18 protein-coding genes are annotated in these 20,834 nt (G+C 64.0%); 9 read left to right on the top strand and 9 right to left on the bottom strand.

All coding sequences use genetic code 11. The annotated features are described in order from the left end of the window. Positions 1-13: 13 nt before the first annotated feature. On the top strand, positions 14-2,374 hold the full coding sequence (locus QJT82_RS01845; RefSeq protein WP_028345067.1) for a xanthine dehydrogenase family protein molybdopterin-binding subunit: 2,361 nt from the start codon (positions 14-16) through the stop codon (positions 2,372-2,374). Between the two features lie 145 nt (positions 2,375-2,519). On the opposite strand, the gene QJT82_RS01840 is transcribed toward QJT82_RS01845, so the two are convergent. From QJT82_RS01840 to QJT82_RS01825, 4 genes are all read right to left on the bottom strand, one after another. Continuing rightward, positions 2,520-3,407, bottom strand: coding sequence for a 2-hydroxy-3-oxopropionate reductase (locus QJT82_RS01840; RefSeq protein WP_028345068.1), 888 nt, complete (start codon positions 3,405-3,407; stop codon positions 2,520-2,522). A 124-nt stretch (positions 3,408-3,531) separates the two neighbouring features. Next, positions 3,532-4,317 (bottom strand): hydroxypyruvate isomerase, encoded by a 786-nt coding sequence (gene hyi / locus QJT82_RS01835; RefSeq protein WP_028345069.1) that lies wholly within the window; start codon positions 4,315-4,317, stop codon positions 3,532-3,534. 36 nt (positions 4,318-4,353) lie between these two features. Next, on the bottom strand, positions 4,354-6,141 hold the full coding sequence (gcl, locus tag QJT82_RS01830; protein ID WP_028345070.1) for a glyoxylate carboligase: 1,788 nt from the start codon (positions 6,139-6,141) through the stop codon (positions 4,354-4,356). 181 nt (positions 6,142-6,322) lie between these two features. Then, a complete protein-coding gene (locus QJT82_RS01825; RefSeq protein WP_028345071.1) occupies positions 6,323-7,171 on the bottom strand; it encodes an IclR family transcriptional regulator C-terminal domain-containing protein in 849 nt (282 codons plus the stop codon). A gap of 238 nt (positions 7,172-7,409) precedes the next feature. Between QJT82_RS01825 and QJT82_RS01820 the strand changes: the two genes are divergently transcribed. The 6 genes from QJT82_RS01820 to pyk all read left to right on the top strand — a co-directional run bounded on the left by QJT82_RS01820 (position 7,410) and on the right by pyk (position 13,894). Further along, complete coding sequence (locus QJT82_RS01820) at positions 7,410-7,823, top strand: CBS domain-containing protein (protein ID WP_028345072.1); 414 nt, start codon at positions 7,410-7,412, stop codon at positions 7,821-7,823. Positions 7,824-7,909: 86 nt separating this feature from the next. Beyond that, the gene (locus QJT82_RS01815) at positions 7,910-8,929 is read left to right on the top strand and encodes a 2-dehydropantoate 2-reductase (RefSeq protein ID WP_028345073.1); all 1,020 of its coding nucleotides are present in this window, start codon (positions 7,910-7,912) and stop codon (positions 8,927-8,929) included. Positions 8,930-8,934: 5 nt separating this feature from the next. Further along, on the top strand, positions 8,935-9,717 hold the full coding sequence (locus QJT82_RS01810; protein ID WP_028345074.1) for a fumarylacetoacetate hydrolase family protein: 783 nt from the start codon (positions 8,935-8,937) through the stop codon (positions 9,715-9,717). 61 nt (positions 9,718-9,778) lie between these two features. After that, positions 9,779-11,137 carry an oxalate/formate MFS antiporter gene (gene oxlT, locus QJT82_RS01805; RefSeq protein WP_028345075.1) on the top strand — a complete coding sequence of 453 codons (1,359 nt, stop codon included), beginning with the start codon at positions 9,779-9,781 and terminating at the stop codon, positions 11,135-11,137. 30 nt (positions 11,138-11,167) lie between these two features. After that, positions 11,168-12,475 (top strand): glycerate kinase, encoded by a 1,308-nt coding sequence (locus QJT82_RS01800; protein ID WP_028345076.1) that lies wholly within the window; start codon positions 11,168-11,170, stop codon positions 12,473-12,475. 3 nt (positions 12,476-12,478) lie between these two features. After that, entirely contained in the window at positions 12,479-13,894 is a 1,416-nt protein-coding gene (gene pyk, locus QJT82_RS01795) for a pyruvate kinase (RefSeq protein ID WP_028345077.1), read from the top strand. A gap of 81 nt (positions 13,895-13,975) precedes the next feature. On the opposite strand, the gene QJT82_RS01790 is transcribed toward pyk, so the two are convergent. Then, complete coding sequence (locus tag QJT82_RS01790; RefSeq protein ID WP_028345078.1) at positions 13,976-14,185, bottom strand: hypothetical protein; 210 nt, start codon at positions 14,183-14,185, stop codon at positions 13,976-13,978. A 114-nt stretch (positions 14,186-14,299) separates the two neighbouring features. Then, complete coding sequence (dinB, locus tag QJT82_RS01785; RefSeq protein WP_028345079.1) at positions 14,300-15,547, bottom strand: DNA polymerase IV; 1,248 nt, start codon at positions 15,545-15,547, stop codon at positions 14,300-14,302. A 423-nt stretch (positions 15,548-15,970) separates the two neighbouring features. Between dinB and QJT82_RS01780 the strand changes: the two genes are divergently transcribed. Both QJT82_RS01780 and QJT82_RS01775 read left to right on the top strand, forming a co-directional pair. Continuing rightward, positions 15,971-16,237 (top strand): hypothetical protein, encoded by a 267-nt coding sequence (locus QJT82_RS01780; RefSeq protein ID WP_018270931.1) that lies wholly within the window; start codon positions 15,971-15,973, stop codon positions 16,235-16,237. A gap of 237 nt (positions 16,238-16,474) precedes the next feature. Beyond that, complete coding sequence (locus QJT82_RS01775) at positions 16,475-17,602, top strand: hypothetical protein (RefSeq protein WP_051448208.1); 1,128 nt, start codon at positions 16,475-16,477, stop codon at positions 17,600-17,602. Positions 17,603-17,759: 157 nt separating this feature from the next. Here QJT82_RS01775 and QJT82_RS01770 read toward each other — a convergent pair whose 3' ends face one another. The 3 genes from QJT82_RS01770 to QJT82_RS01760 form a co-directional block, all read right to left on the bottom strand. Then, positions 17,760-18,200 carry a tetratricopeptide repeat protein gene (locus tag QJT82_RS01770; RefSeq protein WP_281446617.1) on the bottom strand — a complete coding sequence of 147 codons (441 nt, stop codon included), beginning with the start codon at positions 18,198-18,200 and terminating at the stop codon, positions 17,760-17,762. A gap of 266 nt (positions 18,201-18,466) precedes the next feature. After that, on the bottom strand, positions 18,467-18,868 hold the full coding sequence (locus QJT82_RS01765; protein WP_028345081.1) for a hypothetical protein: 402 nt from the start codon (positions 18,866-18,868) through the stop codon (positions 18,467-18,469). A gap of 12 nt (positions 18,869-18,880) precedes the next feature. After that, positions 18,881-20,581 (bottom strand): type II and III secretion system protein family protein, encoded by a 1,701-nt coding sequence (locus tag QJT82_RS01760; protein WP_028345082.1) that lies wholly within the window; start codon positions 20,579-20,581, stop codon positions 18,881-18,883. Between the last annotated feature and the right edge of the window lie 253 nt (positions 20,582-20,834).

Genomic DNA, 20,834 nt, shown 5'->3' with positions numbered 1-20,834 from the left:
GGGAGGCGCAAGCATGTCCGACGTTTCCGCGACGATGGATTTGCGCCGGCGGGACGCCGCCGACAAGCTGCGTGGCCGCACGCGCTACACCATCGATCGATATCTGCCGGGCATGCTGCACGCCGCGGTGCTGCGCGCCGGCGTCCCCTCGGGCCGGATCATTCGCCTCGACACGTCGAGGGCTGCCCGCATGCCGGGCGTACGTGCGATCGTGACGGCGTCGGATGCGCCCGGCATGATCGGAATCGGCATCGCCGATCACCCGCTGTTCGCCCGCGATATCATTCGCTACGACGGCGAACCGCTTGCCGCGGTCGCAGCCGTCACGTTGGCGCAGGCGCAGGCTGCGCTCGCGGCGATCGACGTGGAGATCGAGCCGCTCCCCGCAGTACTGACCATGGCGGAGGCGCTGGCACCAGGTGCGCGGCTGGTTCATCCGGACTGGCGCAGCTATGAGGTCCTGGTCGAAGGCGGCGCGCGCGCGGGCAATGTCGCCTGGGAGGCGACCGTCGTTCGCGGCGACGTCGACGCCGCCTTTGCGCGGCCTGACGTCGAGATCGTCGAAAGTCTCTATCGCGTCGGCCGGCAGAACCACGTGGCCTTCGAGCCGCGTGCGGTCGTCGCAAGCTATGAGGACGGGCGCTTCCATATCGAGACGTCGACGCAGGTTCCCTGGAGCATCCGCAATGCAACCGCGCGCGTGTTGGGCGTGCCGGCGTCGCAGGTACGCGTCACTGTGCCGCCGGTCGGCGGCGGCTTCGGTCTCAAGTTCGATCTGGCGGTTGAGCCCTTCGCTGCCCTCCTCGCCCGCGCTAGCGGCCGGCCGGTGCGCCTCGTCAATTCCCGCGAGGACGAGATGCTGACCTGCCTGTTCCGCGAGAACGCCGATATCCGCATCCGCTCGGCGGTGACGCGCGAGGGAGAAATCGTGGGCCGCGAGGCGGTCGTACTGATGGACTGCGGCGCCTATGGCGGCGAACAGATCTTCCTGACCACCATGACCGCACACACGCTCGGCGGAAACTACAGGCTTGGCAGCGTGCGCATGGTCTCGCGCGCGGTCTATACCAACACGGCGCCGAACGGGGCGTTCCGCTGCTGCAACGGCGTCTACAACACCTTTGCGCTCGAGCGGCACACCGACGAGATCGCAGCGCGGATCGGAATGGATCCACTTGCTTTCCGGCGTCGCAATGTCCTCGGCGACAAGGACCTCGGCGCCACCGGCCAGGTATTCGAGGGCGATGTGCTCGGCCCGATGCTCGACCGGATGGATACGTTGCGCGACGCCGCAGCGCCACTGCCGGCGCGCACCGACGGCAAGCTCCTTGGACGTGCGACCACCGTCGGCACCTGGTTCGTCTTCGTCGGCCCGTCGGCCGCGACGGTGAACATGAATGCCGACGGCACGGCGACCCTGGTCACGTCGGGTGTCGAGATCGGATCCGGCTCGATGATGCAGAGCCTGCCGCAGATCGTTGCCAGCACGCTCGGCATCGCGCCCGAGCAAGTGATCGTCCGCGCCGCCGATACCGATGCAGCCGGTTATGATGTCGGCGTCGGTGGCGGCCGCACCACCGTCTCGCTCGGCGCCGCCAGCCTGTCGGCGGCACAGGAGGTCCGCACCAAGCTTTTGAGGATCGCCTCCGAGATGATCGAGGCCGCGCCCGGCGATCTCGTCATGCGCGATGGCCGGATCGAGATCGCGGGCGCGCCGGGCTCCGGCCGCACCGTCGCCGAGGTCGCGACCCGCGCTCAAGCGCTGGGCGGACCGGTCGCGGGCACCGGCGCCTTCACCGGCGCCGGGGTTCCGGCGATGCCCGGTTGCGTTGCCGGTCATTTCATCGACGCGATCGACATCCCCGTCTTCGCCGTCCACGACTGCGAGGTCGCCGTCGATCCGGAGACCGGGCATGTCGAGGTGCTAAGCTATCGCGTGGTCCAAGACGTCGGCCGTGCGCTGAACCCACGCGCAATCCACGGCCAAATCCAGGGCGGCGTGGTGCAGGGTCTCGGCTACGCTCTGCACGAAGAGGTGACGATCGGCGGCAATGGCCGTGTCAGTCAAAGCGGCTTTGAGACCTACCGCGTACCGCTTGCGCTCGACGTCGTACCGGTGGAGATCAGCCTCTATGAGGGCGCGCCGTCGGTGGGGCCGCTCGGCACCAAGGGCGCCGGCGAGGTGCCGATCCTCAATGTTGGCGCCGCCGTCGCCTGCGCCGTTGCCAACGCGACAGGAAAGCGGGTGCAGGAATTACCCCTGACGCCGCCGCGCGTGCTTGAACTTCTGCTCGAGCGCAAGCCGGATCTGGCACTGTCTCACATTGCCGAGGTGTGGGCGGACAACCTTGTTCGTCCTCACGGGGCGCGCTAGGGACACCAGAAAATGCCCAGCAAACGATCCGAACGCCGAGCGACCGACTTGGCGCGCAAGGCGCCTGATCCGTGGCGGGTAAGCGCTACCGCCTCCCCCACACCGACCGAGCCCGCGATATTCTCGTCCATTCCTTGCATAAAGCTCAGGCAGCGGCGACCTCGTGGCCAGCCATGACTTCCAGCGCTCTCAGAATAGCGGAATGGTCCCAGCTTTTGCCGCCGAGGGCGGTACAGGCGTTGAACAGCTGCTGGGCTGCGGCAGTGCCTGGCAGCGACAAGCCGAGCGCGCGCGCGCCTTCCAGCGCGAGGTTGAGATCCTTCTGATGCAGCTCAATGCGAAAGCCTGGATCAAAATTGCGCTTCAGCATGCGATCGCCGTGCACTTCAAGGATTCGCGACGACGCAAAGCCACCCATCAACGCCTGGCGCACCAGCGCGGGGTCGGCCCCCGCCTTTGAGGCGAACAGCAATGCCTCGCTCACCGCCTCGATGGTCAGCGCCACGATGATCTGGTTCGCAACCTTGGTGGTCTGGCCGTCGCCGTTGCCGCCGACATGCGTGACATTCTTCCCCATCGTTTCAAACAGGGGCTTCATCGCATTGAACGCCCGCTCCCGTCCGCCAACCATGATGGTCAGGCTGGCCGCCTTTGCGCCAACTTCGCCGCCGGAGACCGGCGCGTCGAGATAGTCGGCCCCGAGCGCATCGATCTTGCGTGCAAACTCCTTCGTCGCCAGCGGAGAGATCGAGCTCATATCCGTCACGATCATGCCCTTGGAGATGCCCTCCGCGACGCCGCCTTGACCGAACAGCACGGCTTCGACATGCGGAGTGTCCGGCACCATGATGATCACGGCGTCCGCTTCCTGCGCCACCTGCTTGGCAGACTCGCAAGCGATGCCGCCGGCTGCAATCAGCTCGGGCGCAAGCGGTACGACGTCGTGCAGGAACAGGCGATAGCCTGCAGCCAGGAGGTGGCCCGCCATCGGACGTCCCATGGTGCCAAGTCCGATGAACCCGATGTCTTTCATTGTCGTTGCTCCTGTCAGGCGGATGAAGGCGTTTTCCAACGAGCGACTCTCGGCTCGCGTGAAGAAAACGCGTCAAAACAAAATTCCAGAGCTCCGTCCCGATTCAATCGGAACGGAACAAGCTCTAGGTGACGAAAGTCTGCGCGGCGTGCCAGCCGAGGCTCTCGAGCGTGGTCGTCCGCGGCTTGTATTCGCATCCGATCCAGCCCCGATACCCGATGCTGTCGAGATGCTTGAACAGATAGGAGTAGTTGATCTCGCCGGTTCCCGGCTCATAACGCCCCGGATTGTCGGCGACCTGGACATGCGCGATCCGGCCGAGATGCTTCTGCAGGGTCCGCGCGATATCACCCTCCATGATCTGCATGTGATAGATGTCGTACTGGATAAACAGATTGGACGAGCCCACCTCGGAAATGAGCTGCACCGCCTGTTCCGTACGGTTCAGGAAGAAGCCGGGAATATCGAGCGTGTTGATCGGTTCGACCAGAAGCTTGATGCCATGCTGGCCGAGTGCGCCGGCAGCGAAGCGGAGGTTGGACACGAGGGTCTCGCGCAGGTCTGCCGTATCCGCTCCGGCGGGGGCGATGCCGACCAGGCAATTCAGCTGCCGGCAATCCAGCGCCTTGGCGTAGTCGATTGCGCGCACCACACCGTCGCGAAATTCGTCGACACGATTGCGCAGGATCGCAATGCCCCGCTCGCCAGCTGCCCAATTGCCGGCCGGAAGATTGTGCAGCACCTGGGTCAGCTCACAGCGCGTCAACTCCTCCCGCAACGCGCCCTTCTCGAAGTCATAAGGAAAGAGATACTCGACTGCGTTGAAGCCGGCGGCCTTGGCGGCCGCGAACCGATCGAGGAACGGCAGCTCGTTGAAGAGCATGGTGAGGTTGGCGGCAAATTGAGGCACGGGTCATATCTCCGCTTGAAGCGCTGAAAGATGTCGTCAGGCCGGCAACAGCGTGCCGGAACGTGATGCGCTCGGCACGTCATCGAGCGGAAGATCCAGCACCTCCTCGAATTCGACGATGTTGTCGATCTCCGCTCCCATGGCGATATTGGTCACCCGCTCGAGAATGAACTCCACCACCACGGGCACGCGATGCTTCGTCATCAGCTCGCGTGCGGTCGCGAACGCCGCCTGCGCGTCGTTCGGATCGGTGACCCGGATCGCCTTGCAGCCCAACCCTTCCGCAACGGCCACATGGTCGACGCCGTAACCGCCGATCTCGGGCGCGTTGATGTTCTCGAACGAGAGCTGGACGTGATAGTCCATGTCGAAGCCGCGCTGCGCCTGCCGGATCAGGCCGAGATATGAATTGTTCACGACGACGTGGATGTAGGGCAGATTGAACTGCGCCCCGACCGCGAGCTCCTCGATCAGGAACTGGAAGTCGTAGTCACCCGACAGCGCGACAATGTCGCGGTCGGGATCGGCGGCGCGCACGCCAAGCGCGGCCGGCAGCGTCCAGCCGAGAGGGCCGGCTTGGCCAGCGTTGATCCAGTTGCGTGGATTGTAGACGTTGAGGAACTGGGCGCCGGCGATCTGCGACAATCCAATCACGGTCACGTAGCAGGTGTCGCGGCCGAAGGCCTTGTTCATTTCCTCGTACACGCGCTGCGGCTTGATCGGGATGTTATCGAAATGGCTCTTGCGCAGCATCGAACGCTTGCGGTCGCGGCAGGCGGCGGGCCAGGCCTGCCGATCGCGCAGCCTCCCGGACTTCCGCCACTCCCTGGCGACGCTCACGAACATTTCCAGCGCGGCCTTGGCGTCCGAGACGATACCGAGGTCCGGATTGAAGACCCGTCCGATCTGCGTCGGCTCGATGTCGACGTGGACGAATTTGCGACCCTTCGTGTAGGTCTCGATCGAACCGGTATGGCGGTTGGCCCAGCGATTTCCGATGCCGAGCACGAAGTCGGATTCGAGCATCGTGGCGTTGGCATAGCGATGGCTGGTCTGCAAGCCGACCATGCCTGCCATCAGCGCGTGATCGTCAGGAATGGCGCCCCACGCCATCAGCGTCGGAACCACGGGAACGTTGACCGCCTCGGCGAAGGCGACCAGCAGCTCGGAAGCATCGGCGTTGATCACGCCGCCGCCGGCCACGATCAGCGGCCGCTCCGCGGCGTTCAGCATCTCGAGCGCCTTCTCGATCTGCTTGCGCGTCGCCGTCGGCTTGTAGACCGGCAGCGGTGAATAGGTCTCGTCGTCGAACTCGATCTCGGCCAATTGCACATCGAGCGGAAGATCGATCAGCACCGGTCCCGGCCGCCCCGACCGCATGATATGGAAAGCCTGGCTGAACACGCGCGGCACCAGCGCCGGCTCGCGCACGGTGACGGCCCATTTCGTCACCGGCTTTGCGATCGACTCGATGTCGACGGCCTGGAAATCCTCTTTGTAGAGCCGCGCCCGCGGCGCCTGACCGGTGATGCAGAGGATCGGAATCGAATCCGCTATCGCCGAATAGAGCCCGGTGATCATGTCGGTGCCGGCGGGGCCCGATGTGCCGATGCAAACGCCGATATTGCCCGCCTTCGCTCTGGTATAGCCTTCCGCCATATGCGAGGCGCCTTCGACGTGCCGCGCCAGAATATGCTGGATCGTGCCGTTGCGCTTCAGTGCGGAGTAAAGCGGATTGATCGCCGCGCCGGGAACGCCAAAAGCGCAAGTGATCCCTTCGCGCTCCAGTATGCGGACCGCTGCATCCACCGCTCGCATCTTCATGTGATGATCCCGCTTCGCTATGAGTTGGCCTGAGCACGATCATCAGGCCCGCGAGCATCGATCTCAACGCAATCGATTGGAATTTCCGCGCTGTGGCAACGCCCGCGATTTCTTGCGCTTCTTCAAACGATTAGCATCAACGTAGAAATGGAAATTGTTGCGAACGAAATTGCAGCCCGCCTCACGCCTGCGCTTGCTGCGTGCGGTTCCCGCGAAGCTCGGCCGTGAGTTCGGCCGCGATCTGGTGCACAATCGTACCGATCTCCGGCAAGCGTTCGTTCGTCAGCCTGTCCGCCATGCCCGATACCGAGATCGCGGCATATGGCTCGTTGCAGTCGTTGAAGACGACCGCAGCTACGCAGCGCAGGCCGAGGCGCGCCTCTTCATCATCCACCGCATAACCCTGACGCCGCACGCTCTCCAATTCCTTGAACAACTCGCCGGGCCGCACGATCGATTTTTCCGTCAGCCGCGGCATGCCCTGACGGCGAATGATCGCGTTGACGTCGGCATCGGAATAGGTAGCCAGCACCGCCTTGCCCACTCCCGAGGCGATCATCGCGACGCGTCCGCCGACCTTGGTCAGCGAGCGCATGATCTCGCGGCTTTCGATGCGGGACACGACGATGATGGATTCGTCATCGACCACGGCAAGGTTGGCCGTCTCCCTGGTCTGGTCGCGCAGCTTGCGCAGATAAGGCAGCGCCTGCGCGGCAAAATTCCGCCGGCGCACGAAGGTCGAGCCGACCACGAAGCTTTGCGCGCCGATGTGCCACTTGGACTCCTCGCGGTCGAACTGCACGAACCTGCGGTTCTCGAGCGTGGTCAGCAGACGATGAACGGTCGAGGGCGACAGGCCGGTACGGATCGCCAGATCGGTCAGCCGATAGCCTTCATCATCCTCTGCAAGTGTCTCCAGGATTTGCATGGCGCGATCGACGGACTGAACACCGCCGTCGCGTACGTCCTGCTCCGGCTGCGCGCGAAGATCGGGATCGGATGGCTTGCGCCTGATCGGCTCTCTTTTCATCACGACCTGACCCTAACCGGTTGCGGTTCAGAACGAAATTGCTCGCCAAGAACGAGCGCCAGAGTTGGCATATGGCATACCATAACGCCCTGGAGTCAAGGGAACGTAATCTGCGAATAGGTCAGTATTTTTGCCATTCTTCTTTTAAAATGGCTCGATTCTTTTGTTTGACTTCTGGGATAATGTATACCACGATTATTTCGGAACGACCTAATCACGCAACCGGGAGAACGCTGCCATGTACGTCGGGGACATCCTTCGCAACAACAGTCCGCACCTGGTGACGATCGGCTCGAACGAAACCGTGAGCATTGCGGCGAACCTGATGTACGCGAGCAATGTCGGCGCCCTCGTGGTCAGAAGCGCCTCGCGCAGCAAGGACGCCGCCGTGGTCGGAATGTTCAGCGAGCGCGACGTCGTTGCTGTGATCGCCGAGCGCGGCACCAATGGTCTTGCGATGAAAGTCGCGCAGTTCATTTCGCCGCGGCCGCTGCTGTCCTGCAATTCGCAAGATGCGCTCACGGATGTCGAGCGCCTCATGGCCCGTCACGGGATCCGCCATATCCCCGTCATCGACAACGGCCGGCTTGTCGGCGTCGTGAGCATGCGGGACATCACCCTTGCTTACGAGGAAGCCGCCTGCGCGGCCTGACAGAGTTACCCAAGTCCATTGCCACGCTACTCGGTTCGAGCCCGCTGCGGCTCCTGCTGTGTCCCCATTCTGCTTGCGAGGATCTCATGAGAATCTGCATCTACGGCGCCGGCGCAATCGGCGGCTATCTCGGTGTCGAATTGATGCGCGCTGGTGCCGATGTCAGCCTGGTCGCGCGGGGCGCACATCTCGCCGCGATGCGGCAGAACGGCCTGAAGCTCCTGATCGGCGACGAGGAGCGCGTCGTGCATCCTCGTTGTACCGATAACCCCGCCGAACTCGGCGAGCAGGATTACGTCATCATCTGCCTCAAGGCGCATTCGATCACCGGCGTCATCGAACCCATGCAGCCGCTGCTGGGCGATCGGACCCGCATCGTCACCGCCGTCAACGGCATTCCCTATTGGTATTTCCACAAGCACGGTGGTCGGCACGAGGGATCGACGCTCGAGAGCATCGATCCCGGCGGTCGGCAGTGGAACGAGCTAGGCCCCGAACGTGCAATCGGCTGCGTGGTGTACCCCGCCACCGAAATCGAGGCGCCCGGCGTGATCCGCCACGTCTACGGCAACAACTTTCCGCTGGGCGAGCCCTCCGGCGAGATCACATCCGACGTCCAGAAACTTTCCGAGCTGTTCGTGGCCGCGGGCATGAAAGCACCCGTTCTCGACCGTATCCGTGACGAGATCTGGCTCAAGCTGTGGGGCAACGTCTGTTTCAACCCGATCAGCGCCCTCACCCACGCGACGCTCGACGTGATCTGCAGCAATCCCGGCACGCGCGCGCTGTCCCGGGCGATCATGCTGGAGGCCCAGGCGATCGCGGAAAGCCTCGGCGTCAAGTTTCGGGTCGATGTCGAACGCCGCATCGAAGGTGCGCGCAAGGTCGGCGCGCACAAGACCTCGATGCTGCAGGATCTCGAACGTGGACGTCCGGTCGAGATCGATCCGCTGATCACCGTGGTGCAGGAGATGGGCCGGATGACAGGAATCGCGACGCCCGCCCTCGATGCGGTGCTGGCCCTGGTCGCGCAGCGCACCAGGCTGGCCGGCCTCTATGACGGAGCGGCCGGCGCCGCAGCAGCAGAAACGCTGGCGGTGGCGTGATCCCGATGGCCAATGTTACGCGCTGGGTCCGCTTCCGCCACCATGCCGAAATCGGCTTCGGGCAACTCACCCCAGCCGGCATCTCCGTGCACGAAGGGGACATGTTCGGCGACACGCGACCGACGGGACAAACGCTGGCGCCGGACAATGTCGAGCTGCTCGCCCCGACGCAACCGAGCAAGATCATCGCGCTCTGGAACAATTTTCACGCACTTGCGGAGAAGCTGAAATCGCCTGAACCTGCCGAACCGCTGTACCTGTTGAAAGCGCCAACCAGCGTCACCGCACCCGGCGCCGTCATCAGGCGCCCGGTGGGCTACGACGGCAAGACGACCTACGAAGGCGAGCTTGGCATCGTCATCGGCAGGAGCTGCACGGCGGTCGCGCCCGAGCAGGCCGACGCCTTCATCTTCGGTTACACCTGCACCAACGACGTCACCGCCGCGGACATCCTCAATCGCGACCCGACCTTTCCGCAATGGGCACGGGCCAAGGGCTTCGACGGATATGGCCCCTTCGGTCCCGTCATTGCCTCAGGCCTCGACCCCGCACGCCTTGTGGTGCGCACCATCCTGAACGGCGTCGAGCGCCAGAACTACCCGATCGCGGACATGATCTTCAGCGCACAGACGCTGGTCAGCAAGATCTCGCACGACATGACGCTGTTGCCGGGCGACCTGATCTGCTGCGGGACATCGATTGGCGTCGGGGTGATGAAGGAGCCTGTCAACACGGTCACCGTCGCGATCGACGGAATCGGCGAGTTGACCAACGAATTCCGTCAGTAGGCGGCGGCGGGACGATCGCCCGACGCAGCCGGCCCAAACGACAGTGATCTTAGGAGCGTACATGATCTCCACGAATCCGGCATCATCGGCCGGCGGCTTCCGTTGGCTGCAGCTGGCGATCGGAATTGTCTGCATGGCGATGATCGCCAACCTGCAATATGGGTGGACACTGTTCGTTGATCCGATCGACGCGAAGTTTCACTGGGGTCGTCCAGCCATCCAGCTCGCCTTCACGATTTTCGTGATGACGGAGACATGGCTCGTGCCGGTGGAGGCCTGGTTCGTGGATAAATACGGCCCCCGCATCGTCATCACGTTCGGCGGGCTGATGATCGGGTTGGCCTGGGTCATGAACTCATACGCCTCATCTCTCGTCACGCTTTATGCGGCAGCAATCGTCGCGGGCATTGGCGCCGGCGCCGTCTACGGCACTTGCGTCGGCAATGCGCTGAAATGGTTTCCGGACCGGCGCGGCCTGGCTGCAGGGGCAACCGCCGCCGGGTTTGGCGCCGGTGCGGCCCTCACCGTCGTACCGATCGCCAACATGATCGCCGCCAGCGGCTACCAGAGCACCTTCCTGACCTTCGGGATCGGGCAAGGCCTCATCGTCATCCTGCTGGCCTGGTTCGTCCGCCCGCCGGATGGCGTCGAGGCGCCCAGGAAGAAGCGGCTCAATCTGCCGCAGAGCGCGATCGACTACACCCCGCCCCAGGTGTTGCGCACCCCGATCTTCTGGGTCATGTACCTGGTGTTCGTCATGGTGGCTTCGGGCGGGTTGATGACCGCCGCGCAAATCGGGCCGATCGCCCATGACTTCAAGATCGCGGACACGCCGGTCACCCTGGCGGGCTTCCAGATGGCGGCGCTGACGTTTGCCATCTCGCTCGATCGCGTCTTCGATGGTTTCGGCCGTCCGCTCTTTGGCTGGGTCTCCGACAATATCGGCCGCGAGCACACGATGTTTATCGCGTTCGCGACTGCGGCGCTGATGTTGCTGACGCTGTCCAGCTACGGTCACATTCCGGTTGTCTTCGTGCTGGCCACGGCGATCTATTTCGGCGTCTTCGGCGAAATCTACAGCCTGTTTCCCGCGACGGCGGGCGACACGTTCGGCGCCAAATACGCAACCACCAACAACGGCATGCTCTACACGGCGAAGGGCACGGCAGCGCTGCTCGTGCCGCTTGCGAGCATCATCTCTTCCCAGCTCGGCTGGCAGGCCGTGTTCATCGTCGCGGTTGCACTCAATGCTACCGCTGCCCTCACCGCGTTGTTCCTGATCAAGCCGATGCGGCGCGCGTTCATTCTCGGCAGTGAAGCGACGGCAAGCGCCGCAACCGCTCGCGCGAAGGTCTTTCCCGGTGAAGGCGGTCGACTGGAGGCACCCGTGTCTTACGACCGTCTCGAGAAGGCGCCATAACAAGAGACTTATCGGCCGGAGCGCAAACGATTGAGCGACAAATGGACGGATGTGCGAGCTCGGACCGCCCTGCGGCGAATCTTCGGCGCCGCCATCGCGAGCGCCGATCCGAGGATCACGATCGCCAGCGCCCTGCCGGCAAAGCCGAAGGGCAGATGCATCGTCGTCGGCGCGGGTAAGGCGTCGGCGGCCATGGCGGCGGGCCTCGACGCGGCATGGCCTGACGTCGATCTTTCGGGTGTCGTCGTCACGCGCCACGGCCATTCGGTTCCAACCGGCCGCATCGAAGTGCTCGAAGCGTCTCACCCCGTGCCGGATGACACGAGCAAGGCCGCTGCCCTTCGCATGCTGCGCGCCGTCGAGGGGCTTTCAGCAGACGATCTCGTCATCGCGCTGATGTCCGGCGGTGGCTCGGCGCTGATGACCCTTCCGGCATCTCCGATGACTCTCGCCGACAAGCAGGCGGTCAATCGGGCACTCCTTGCAAGCGGCGCGACAATTGCCGAGATGAACGTTGTCCGCAAACATCTGTCTGCGATCAAGGGCGGGCGGCTGGCGCTGGCTGCCCGTCCCGCCCGCGTCACGACCCTTGTGATCTCAGACATTCCCGGCGACGATCCCGCCGCGATTGCCTCCGGTCCCTCGCTGCCGGACAGCAGCACAAAAGCCGATGCGCTGGAGATCGTTGGCCGGTTTGCCATCGACCTGCCGGAAGCGGCGCGGCTTGTGCTTGAACGGGCGGACGAGACGCCCAAACCCGGCGAGATCGATGCCGATGTCCGCATCCTTGCCGCTCCATTCCATGCGCTTGACGCTGCGGCCAGCGCCGCCAGAGACGAAGGCCTGACGCCGATCATCCTTGGCGACGCGATCGAGGGCGAGGCACGGGAACTCGGAACCGTGATGGCCGGCATCGCCCTATCAGTCGCGAGGCGCGCGCAGCCAGGCCCCGCCCCCACGGTGCTGCTGTCCGGAGGAGAAACGACGGTTACGATCGGGCGCGGGCCGGCGGGACGTGGCGGCCGCAACACCGAATTCCTGCTGGGGCTTGCCGTCGCCCTGTCCGGCGCGTCCGATATCTGGGCCATTGCGGGCGACAGCGATGGAATTGATGGAACGGAAGATGCGGCTGGCGCTTTGATCGGTCCGGATACGCTGCGGCGCGCCGCCGCGAATCTGCTTGACGCACGGGCGTACCTGGCTGCCCATGACAGCTATACGTTCTTCGACCGCCTTGGAGACCTCGTACGCACCGGGCCAACGCTTACCAATGTCAACGATATCCGCGCCGTGCTGATTGCAGCCGGCAAGCCGGGAATCAAGCCAGCAATGAGGTGACCCATGCGCCGTCATCGACGCGCCAAGATCGTCGCAACCGTCGGTCCCGCCAGCAGTTCCCCCGAGATGCTCGAGGCGCTGCTGCTGGCGGGCGTCGATACATTCCGCCTGAACTTCAGTCACGGAACGCAGAGCGACCACGCACGCATTCACGCGGCGATCCGAAAGCTGGAACAGGAAGTCGGCCGACCGATCGGCATCCTGATGGACCTCCAGGGTCCGAAGATCCGCGTCGGCACCTTGCGCGATGGAAAGATCGCCGCAGTGGCCGGAGAGACCATTCGGTTCGTTTTGTCCGGATCGGAAGGCGACCGAACCGGAATTCCCCTCCCGCATCGGGAGATCTTTGCCGCCGTTGCCCCTGGCCATGACCTTCTGATCGACGACGGCAGGGTCCGCGTTCGCGTTACCGGGCTCGGTGACGATTTCATCGAAGCCAAGGTGATCGTCGGCGGCACGATCTCGAATCACAAGGGCGTCAATCTGCCGGGGACGGTCCTCGATCTTTCACCGCTGACCGCGAAGGATCGCCTCGATCTGGAGTTCGGCCTGAAACTTGGCGTGGATTGGGTTGCGCTGTCGTTCGTGCAGAAGCCCTCGGACATCATCGAGGCGAGAGGCCTCATCGGGGACCGCGCCGGTCTGATGGCCAAGATCGAGAAGCCGGCAGCGCTCGAACGGATCGACGATATCATCCAGTTGTGCGACGCCATCATGGTTGCGCGGGGAGATCTCGGCGTCGAAATCCCGCATGAGGACGTGCCGGGGCGCCAGAAGGAGCTGGTGCGGGCCTGCCGTCTCGCGGTGAAGCCCGTGATCGTCGCCACGCAAATGCTCGACTCCATGGTCGCCGCCCCTACGCCGACGCGTGCGGAAGTCTCCGACGTTGCGACCGCCATCTATGACGGCGCAGACGCAGTGATGCTGTCGGCCGAGTCCGCGACAGGCCGATATCCGCGCGAGGCGGTCGAGATGATGGACCGCATCATCCGCAGCACCGAGCAACACAAGATGTACCGCTCGATCGTCGAGGCGACCCAGCCCGGCGAAGAGCAGACGCCACCGCATGCCGTGGCGACGGCAGCGGCCGATCTCGCCTCCGTCGTTCACGCCGCGGCCATCGTGGCCTACACCTCGAGCGGCACCACGGCCGCACGCGTCGCGCGCAAGCGGCCGAGCCGCCCGATCCTCGCCATCACCCCAAGCCGCGAAGTGTCGCGTCGCCTGTGCCTGCTTTGGGGCGCTCACAGCGTGCTTTCCGGCGACGTTCAGAGCTATGAGGAGATGGTCGAGCGCGCAACTGCATTCGCGCATGCAGAGCAGTTTGCATCGAGCCGCGATCTGCTGGTCGTTGTTGCCGGCATTCCCTTTGGACAAGCGGGAACGACCAACAATCTACGGGTCGTATCGCTGCCCTGAGAGAACCGTCGGCCCGAGCGATTGCATCATCAGCGCTCCGCGCGGCATGGTGCGAGCGATGGTCGCACGCCTCCCGATCGCCTAGGTCAGCATCGAGATGATCGACTGAAGCTGATCGGATGCTGAGGTCACGAGCCCGTCGAACGATGTCTGGCCGTGAGCTGCGGCTCGCAGGATGCATTCCGCAACAGCGGCCTTGAGACCGAACACGGATTGATCCGCCGGCACGCTTGTCATGACCGCATCCAACGCATCGCGCATCGTCTGGATCAGTTCGGCGCTGTGCTTCATGGCTGTCCCTCCGCAGGCTCAAAATAAGCCGGCGGTGCGGGGTCGCCACTCACAAGCGCGCGATTCCAAATTGCCTTTTCTTAATGCAGTGACAGGTACGTGAACCAGCGAGCGCTAGAGCTCTCTCTCGGCAAGCTTGCGAAACGCATCGGGCACCGAATGAACCACCTCCAGCGCGGCTGAACCATATCCGATCGCCTCCCAGCCAAAGCGCTCGCGGATCTTGTCGATCGCACGGTCCGCCGCCCAGCGGGCCATCCCTGTCGGGCTTCCAGGGCGAAGCGCTTCATCCGCCAGTCCGAGTGGAAGCTCCAGCGCAAGATCCCAATGCTCCTCGAGATGCGACACCGAGATCGCCAACAGCGAGATGACCTTCTCGCCGGGATGGTCGGCAAGGGCAGCGCGCACCAGATTCTCGGCGAGCCGGGCCAGGACGATGGTCGTGCACACCGGCGCATCGAGCGTCATCGAGCGCGTCACCGACTTCAGGTCGGCGAAGCGGACGCGCACCGTCACGGTTCGTCCAGGCCGTGACTTCGCCCGAAGCCGCGTGGCGACGCGGTCGGCGAGATGGAGCAACGTTGGCCGGATGACTTGCTCGATCGCAGGCTTTCGGCCGAGTGCCGATTGTGCTCCTGCCGATCGCGCGCGCCGGTGTGGCTTGAGCTGTCGCGGATCGCGATTCCAGGCCAGCGCGGCGAGTTTCTCGCCCGCTGCCGGACCGAGCAAGTGCATCAGCGACCGTTCCGACAGTTTGGCGAGCTGACCGATCGTCGCAACGCCGATCGCGTCCAACCGGGTCCTGGTGACCGGCCCTACCCCCCACATCAACTCAACCGGCAGTTCGTGAAGAAAGCTTAGCTCGGCGGTGGGATCAACGACGACAAGTCCGTCGGGCTTTGCGACCTGCGAGGCGATCTTCGCCAGATGCTTGGTGCGGGCGACGCCGACCGAGATCGGAAGGCCGAGCTCGGTGCGCACGCGCCACCGGATCGACGCGGCTATCTCGGCAGGCGTTCCGAACAGGTGCGTGCAGCCGGCAACATCCGCAAACGCCTCGTCGATCGAAATTCGCTCGACCAGCGGCGTGAAGTCGCCGATCACCTTGATGGCCGCGTCGCCCAGCCGCTGGTAATCGCTGAAATGGCCGCCGACGAAAACGAGCTGCGGGCACAGTTGGCGCGCTTCTCGCCCCGACATGCCGCCATGCACCCCGAAGGCCTTGGCCTCATAGGACGCCGCCAGCACAACCCCGCCCCCGACGGCGATCGGCTTGCCGCGCAGCGACGGCTCGAGCAGTTGCTCGACCGATGCGTAAAATGCATCGAGGTCCGCATGAAGGATGGTGGCTGCGGCTGCCATCTCGACCCGTTCATCCCTGACCTGACCGAAGCCGCCCGTCCCCGGACGTGAAAATTGACAATAGAACAAAATAGGAACATTCTGGAATCGAGTCAATCCAGCACGCGTCGTCGCGGCCGCTGGCGCCGCGAACGAGTGAGGTCGTCAACGCGCGCCGCCACTGCGCGCGTGCCGCGCTAGGGAGTCTGCCGGCTCTTCCTTCAGCCGGCCTCGCCCCATCGCCACCGATCTCGGCCTGCGGGAGATCGAAGCGGGAGTTGCTGCGAGGCATCAAACGCGAGGCACATCAGCGGATCGTTCGGGGTGCATGACGGCGGCTTCTGCGATGGACGACCGCACGCAGCTTGCGCGTATTGCCGCACCGGCTCACTCATCAGCCGGCCGACTTTGCCGCGTGAGGCTTTTTCGGCTAGATATTTTGCAATGACCGACCAATCTCATCAGGTGGACTTCCAAGCTGCGGCCCACCTTTACAAATGGCCTTCGCTCAACAACGCGAGGCGAGAGGATCGCGCGCCCTATATGGTCGTCAACGGAACGCTCGACCAATGCATTCGGGATTTCATGGGCAAGCCCGAGAAGACGCGACATCTTTACGAGATCCGGACCAAGTCGCAGCCTCCCCTCGTCCCCGACGTGCTGTCACCCGAGCATGTGATCGAGCTCTCCAGGCTTCGCGAGTTTCTCTGAGGCGCGCAGCGAACGCGATCCCGACGCGTCGCGTTTGCGGGCCGACTTATCCATCTGTCGTAGGTCTGGTGCCGGATTGTTTGCCCCTTGGGGAGCCGGTACACTTGCTCGACTCCCTGACTGACCGACGTCCGTGCCGGCATGATTGATCCGCTTCGACCCCGCTGAGGCTTGCACGTCGCCTGACGGGAGAGGAACGGCCGCACCGCCGGTTGATCGGGCATCGCGAGGCGCCGCATGAGGTTCAATCTGGCGATCCTGAGTGTGCTGGCCGCAAGGCCCGGGGAGCGGATCGCGATCGACGAGGTCAGCCGCGAGGTCAAGCGCATGATCGCGGCCGGCGATGAAGCCGCGCAGTCGAAGCGGCCGTCCGAGCTTGGCGACGCCGACGTCTTCCAATCGGGATGGGCATCGATCAACGATGCGGGCCTGCAGATCACCGATTCGGGGCTCTCGTTGTGGCGCTCGCTTGAAGCCTCGCGCATCGAACAAGGCCTCAATGAACAGGAAACGGAACGATTGAACGCTGTTGCATCCGACACGCGCCATCCAGGTGCGGACACCGCGATCGACCAACCCGACGGCGTTGATCTCGAGCTCCCCGGCATGACGCCCGATGACCGCGACGACCGCCAGCCATCCGGCGAGGGCCGTTCGACCACGGCTCCCGACATCCCCTCGGGGGACTCTCCGATCATCCCTGCGCCTGCATTCGGCTCGTTTCAAGAGACGAACCGAACGGCTTCGCGGCTATCCGGTCTGGTCAGCTTGCTCGGCACGATCAAGCCCAAATTCGCCGCCGCGCGGCGACGGCGATCCGCGGAGGATGTCAGGGATCGTCGTGCCGATCGTCGAGGCGGATTGACGGGGCTGGCGGTGGCGTGCCTCAGCCTGATCTCGGTCGTCGCTTGCGTTGCCGCCGCGATCGCGCTTGGTCAGCTCTCTTCGCTGAAGTCGGACATTGCCGTCTTGCGACGGGAAATCGCGCCGCTGCGGGAACGCCTCGCCAGACTCGAACAGGTCGAAGTCGCAAAACGCGATGCCGCCCAGCAGGAAGATGCGCAGAACAAGGCCGAGGCGGAAAAGAAGCTGACTGACGGCGCAGGCGAACAGGCCGCGCTCAGCCTCTCGCGTGAAGAGATTCAGTTGATAAGGGAGTACATCAAGGCAGCGCCTTCGGCCGGCGCAGCCGTCGCGCCGATCAATGTCGGCGATCCCATCACCGGCGGAATGATTCCGCTGCCTTCATCGCTCACGGAAAAGCTGCCGCGCCTTGTCGGCGCGAGATTTGCGACCCGCAACGGTGCCATCATCATCAGCACACGAAACAGCCGCCGCGTCGATGCCGTGCTGATGCCGAACTAGATCGTGGCGAGGTCAAGTCGCAGGAGCGAGCTGCCAAAATATCGAAAACAACCCCATGCAAAGGAGCCGGCGGACCCGGCAACTCGACGCGTCGGGCAAAATTGGGTATTATCATACCTCTAAGAAATCGTGCAGAGGCTCGTGAACCGCTGTCAACCTACGGCTGATTGTTCGGCGGCCGTTCGATGAACTTCCGGCTGCCGTTGAGAAGCTCGAGGTTGTTGGCGATGACAGGATTGCCCGGATCGAGCGAATACGCCTTCTCGAACTTCCGCCGCGCGCCGCTCAGATTGCCGCGCAGCATGAGGGAATAGCCCTGATCGTTGAGGATCTGGACGGTCTCGCCGCCAAGCCGGATCGCCTGCGCATAGGCCTGATCGGCAAGATCGAAGCGGCGCAGCTTGTCATAGCTCGCCGCGAGGCCGACCCAGGCCGTCACGTCCTTCGGCGCCTTCTCGACCGCCTCCTTGAAATAGCGCTGCGAGATTCCGTAATTGCCGCGGTTGTAGTGCTCGAGTCCCATCCGCACCGGCTCGTCGGAGGGATAGTATTTGACGTCGGTCGGCTCCTGCACGGGGTCGCCGCCCGGAGGATCCACGGGCGCAACGATCGCAGCTTCCCGCGTCGTGTAGTCACAGGCCCCAAGGCCGGTCGCCAAGCCGCAACAGATCAACGCTGGCGCGAGGCGATACAATCCTCGCCCGCTTCCCCAAGTCCAGCGCATCCCCAGCACCATTCGAAGATCCATCCCAAAACTACCTACGAAAACAGACGGCACGACCGAAATACCGAGGCCCGCCGAAACCTAACGTCGCACTTCCCTTCCGAATCCCGGCCCCGGCACCTGGCCGAAGCCAAAGGACATTACCTGCCGCCGCCTCCGACCCCGACGGCCACCGATCCTCCGGTCCCTGCGCCCAATCCGGTCGTGTTGACGTTCTGAATTGTGGTGACGGGCGGCGGCTGGCCCATCGCCTTGGTCGGATCGCCCATGTCGGGAAGCTGATCGAGCGGGCGTTGCTGAGTGCCATAGCGCTGTACGGCACCGTTTGTACGCCGCGCGTCGTACGCGATCCTGCGATCGCCGACATTGGCCGGCCATGGATGGATCGTGTGCGTGACGGCGTTGACCTCTTTGGCGTTGCCGGCGCTCATCGTGATGGTGTCGGACCGCTGCACGTAGCGGTCCATCTCGTCATGCCCATAAACGCCGTAGCAGCCGCCGAGCAGGAAGGGCGCGAGCAGAGCGAGGTATCTGACGGTCATCTCTCGCCTCCCCTAGTTCAAGGTCTTCACGACCGGCTGGTTCGCACCGACGGCCGGTGGCGGAGCCGGTACAACAGCGTTTGGCGCGATGATGTGACCATAGGGTCCCTTCACGTCGCCGCCGGAATTGACGTAGTCGTCGTAACGCTTGCGCACTTCCATCTGGCCATTGAGGAAGAAATCGACGTCATTGGCTGGCAGGCGGGAATCGAGCGGCGACGCCAGCTGCTGGCCGGGTGCCGCCGGCGCGACCAGGCGCGGCGTCACGATGATGACGAGATCGGTCTCCTGCTGCTGGTACGACTTGCTGCTGAACAGGGATCCGAGCACCGGCACCGAGCCGATCCAGGGCAGTTGCGAGACGTCCTGTCGGTTGCGGGTCTGCAAGAGGCCGGCGATGGCAAAGCTCTGGCCATCGCGCAACTCGACCGTGGTGCGTGCGTCACGGCGGGTCAGCGCCGGGATGGTCGTTCCGGCGATGCTCACCGCGTTGGTAAAATCAAGCTCGCTGACCGAGGGCTCGACGCGGAGATTGATCACCCCGCGCGACAGCACGGTTGGCACAAAGGCCAGTTCGACGCCGAACTTCTTGTAGTCGATGCTCACGGTCGGCAGTGCGCCCGGGACCGGCGACGAGGCGACCGGCACCGGGATCTCGCCGCCTGCCAGGAATCGCGCAGCATCGCCCGACAGCGTGGTCAAATTCGGCTCCGCCAGTCGACGGGCCAGCCCTTTGGTTTCCAGTGCGGTAATCAGAAGGTCTACCGAACTGCCGTTGCTGGTTCGAAGAATGCTCGTCAACAAGCTTCCGAACGGGGGCGCGGCTACGCCGCCGGCGGAACCAATAAGCGTTCCGATCGTTCCGAGCACCGGAAGACTGCCAGTCGGATAGGCACCCACATTATTGGTACTCGTTGTGGTTGTGTCGGTAACCGATGGATTTGTTCCGGTAATAGTCACGTTTTGATTGCTGTTTATTGAGTTCCCACCGATAGCGACACGCCTCGCCGTGGCAGAGCCCAACCCTGAATTGGCGACATTGGTCCCGTTAGCGTTGGCCGCCCAAAGGTTCACGCCGAGATCGCGTCCCGCCTCGCGGCTCACCTCGAGGAAACGCACCTCGAGCATCACCTGCTGTGGTGCCGCAACGCTCATGGCATTGACCACGATGGCGTCCTTGGGAACGCTGCCCTGGGCAATCGTCATCGCCCGCTCGGCGGCGACGGCATCGGCCGCCATTCCGCTCAGCACCACCTGCCCTTCGGAGGAGGACACGCGAATGCCGCGTGTGCCGGTGCCGGACTGGATGTTCTGCTGCAAATTGCCGATATCGAGCGTCACCTCGACATCGAGAATGCCGATCTGCTTCATCGAGCTGTCGAACAGGATGACGTTGGTGGTGCCGGTCTTCTTGCCCTGGACGTAGATCAGGTGGTCGCTCAGCGACTTCACGTCGGCGATTTCGGGCGAGCCCGCGACGATCGACGAGAACGCCGTATCGACCCTGAAGGTGCGCGACTTGTTGATCGTGACCTTGACGCGCTGGACGTCGCTCATCTCGCTGACGAAGACGCCGCTGGACGACGGCGCCCGCCGGTCCGCGGCGGCAGCAGGATCGGTGAAATGAAACAGGGCGATCGCAGCGCCAAACGCCATCGCGCTCAAGGCAACCAGCCCAAGTCCCGCATCGACCGAAACGCGACTTCCCATCATGCCAATCCCCTTCGCCGCGTCTCCGCGACGATCCCCGTAAACCTACGACCTCGGCGTCCCGATCACTCCCGTTCGTCCAGCACGTCGTAGAGCTTACAGTCTGTCCGACTACAAATCGTTACTCGCGAAAATTCCCATCTCCCGGCGCACCGAGCACTCAGCCGGGTCGCAAGGCCGCTAATGGCGGCTCTGGGATCATCCCCTGCCACGCGCCTCGATTGCAAGGAAAGAGGTCCGCCCGGCCGCGGCAACC

It is taken from the genome of Bradyrhizobium sp. Mp19 (genome assembly GCF_029952935.1).
GTDB lineage: Bacteria > Pseudomonadota > Alphaproteobacteria > Rhizobiales > Xanthobacteraceae > Bradyrhizobium > Bradyrhizobium elkanii.
This window is presented reverse-complemented; position numbering and strand designations above follow the sequence as displayed.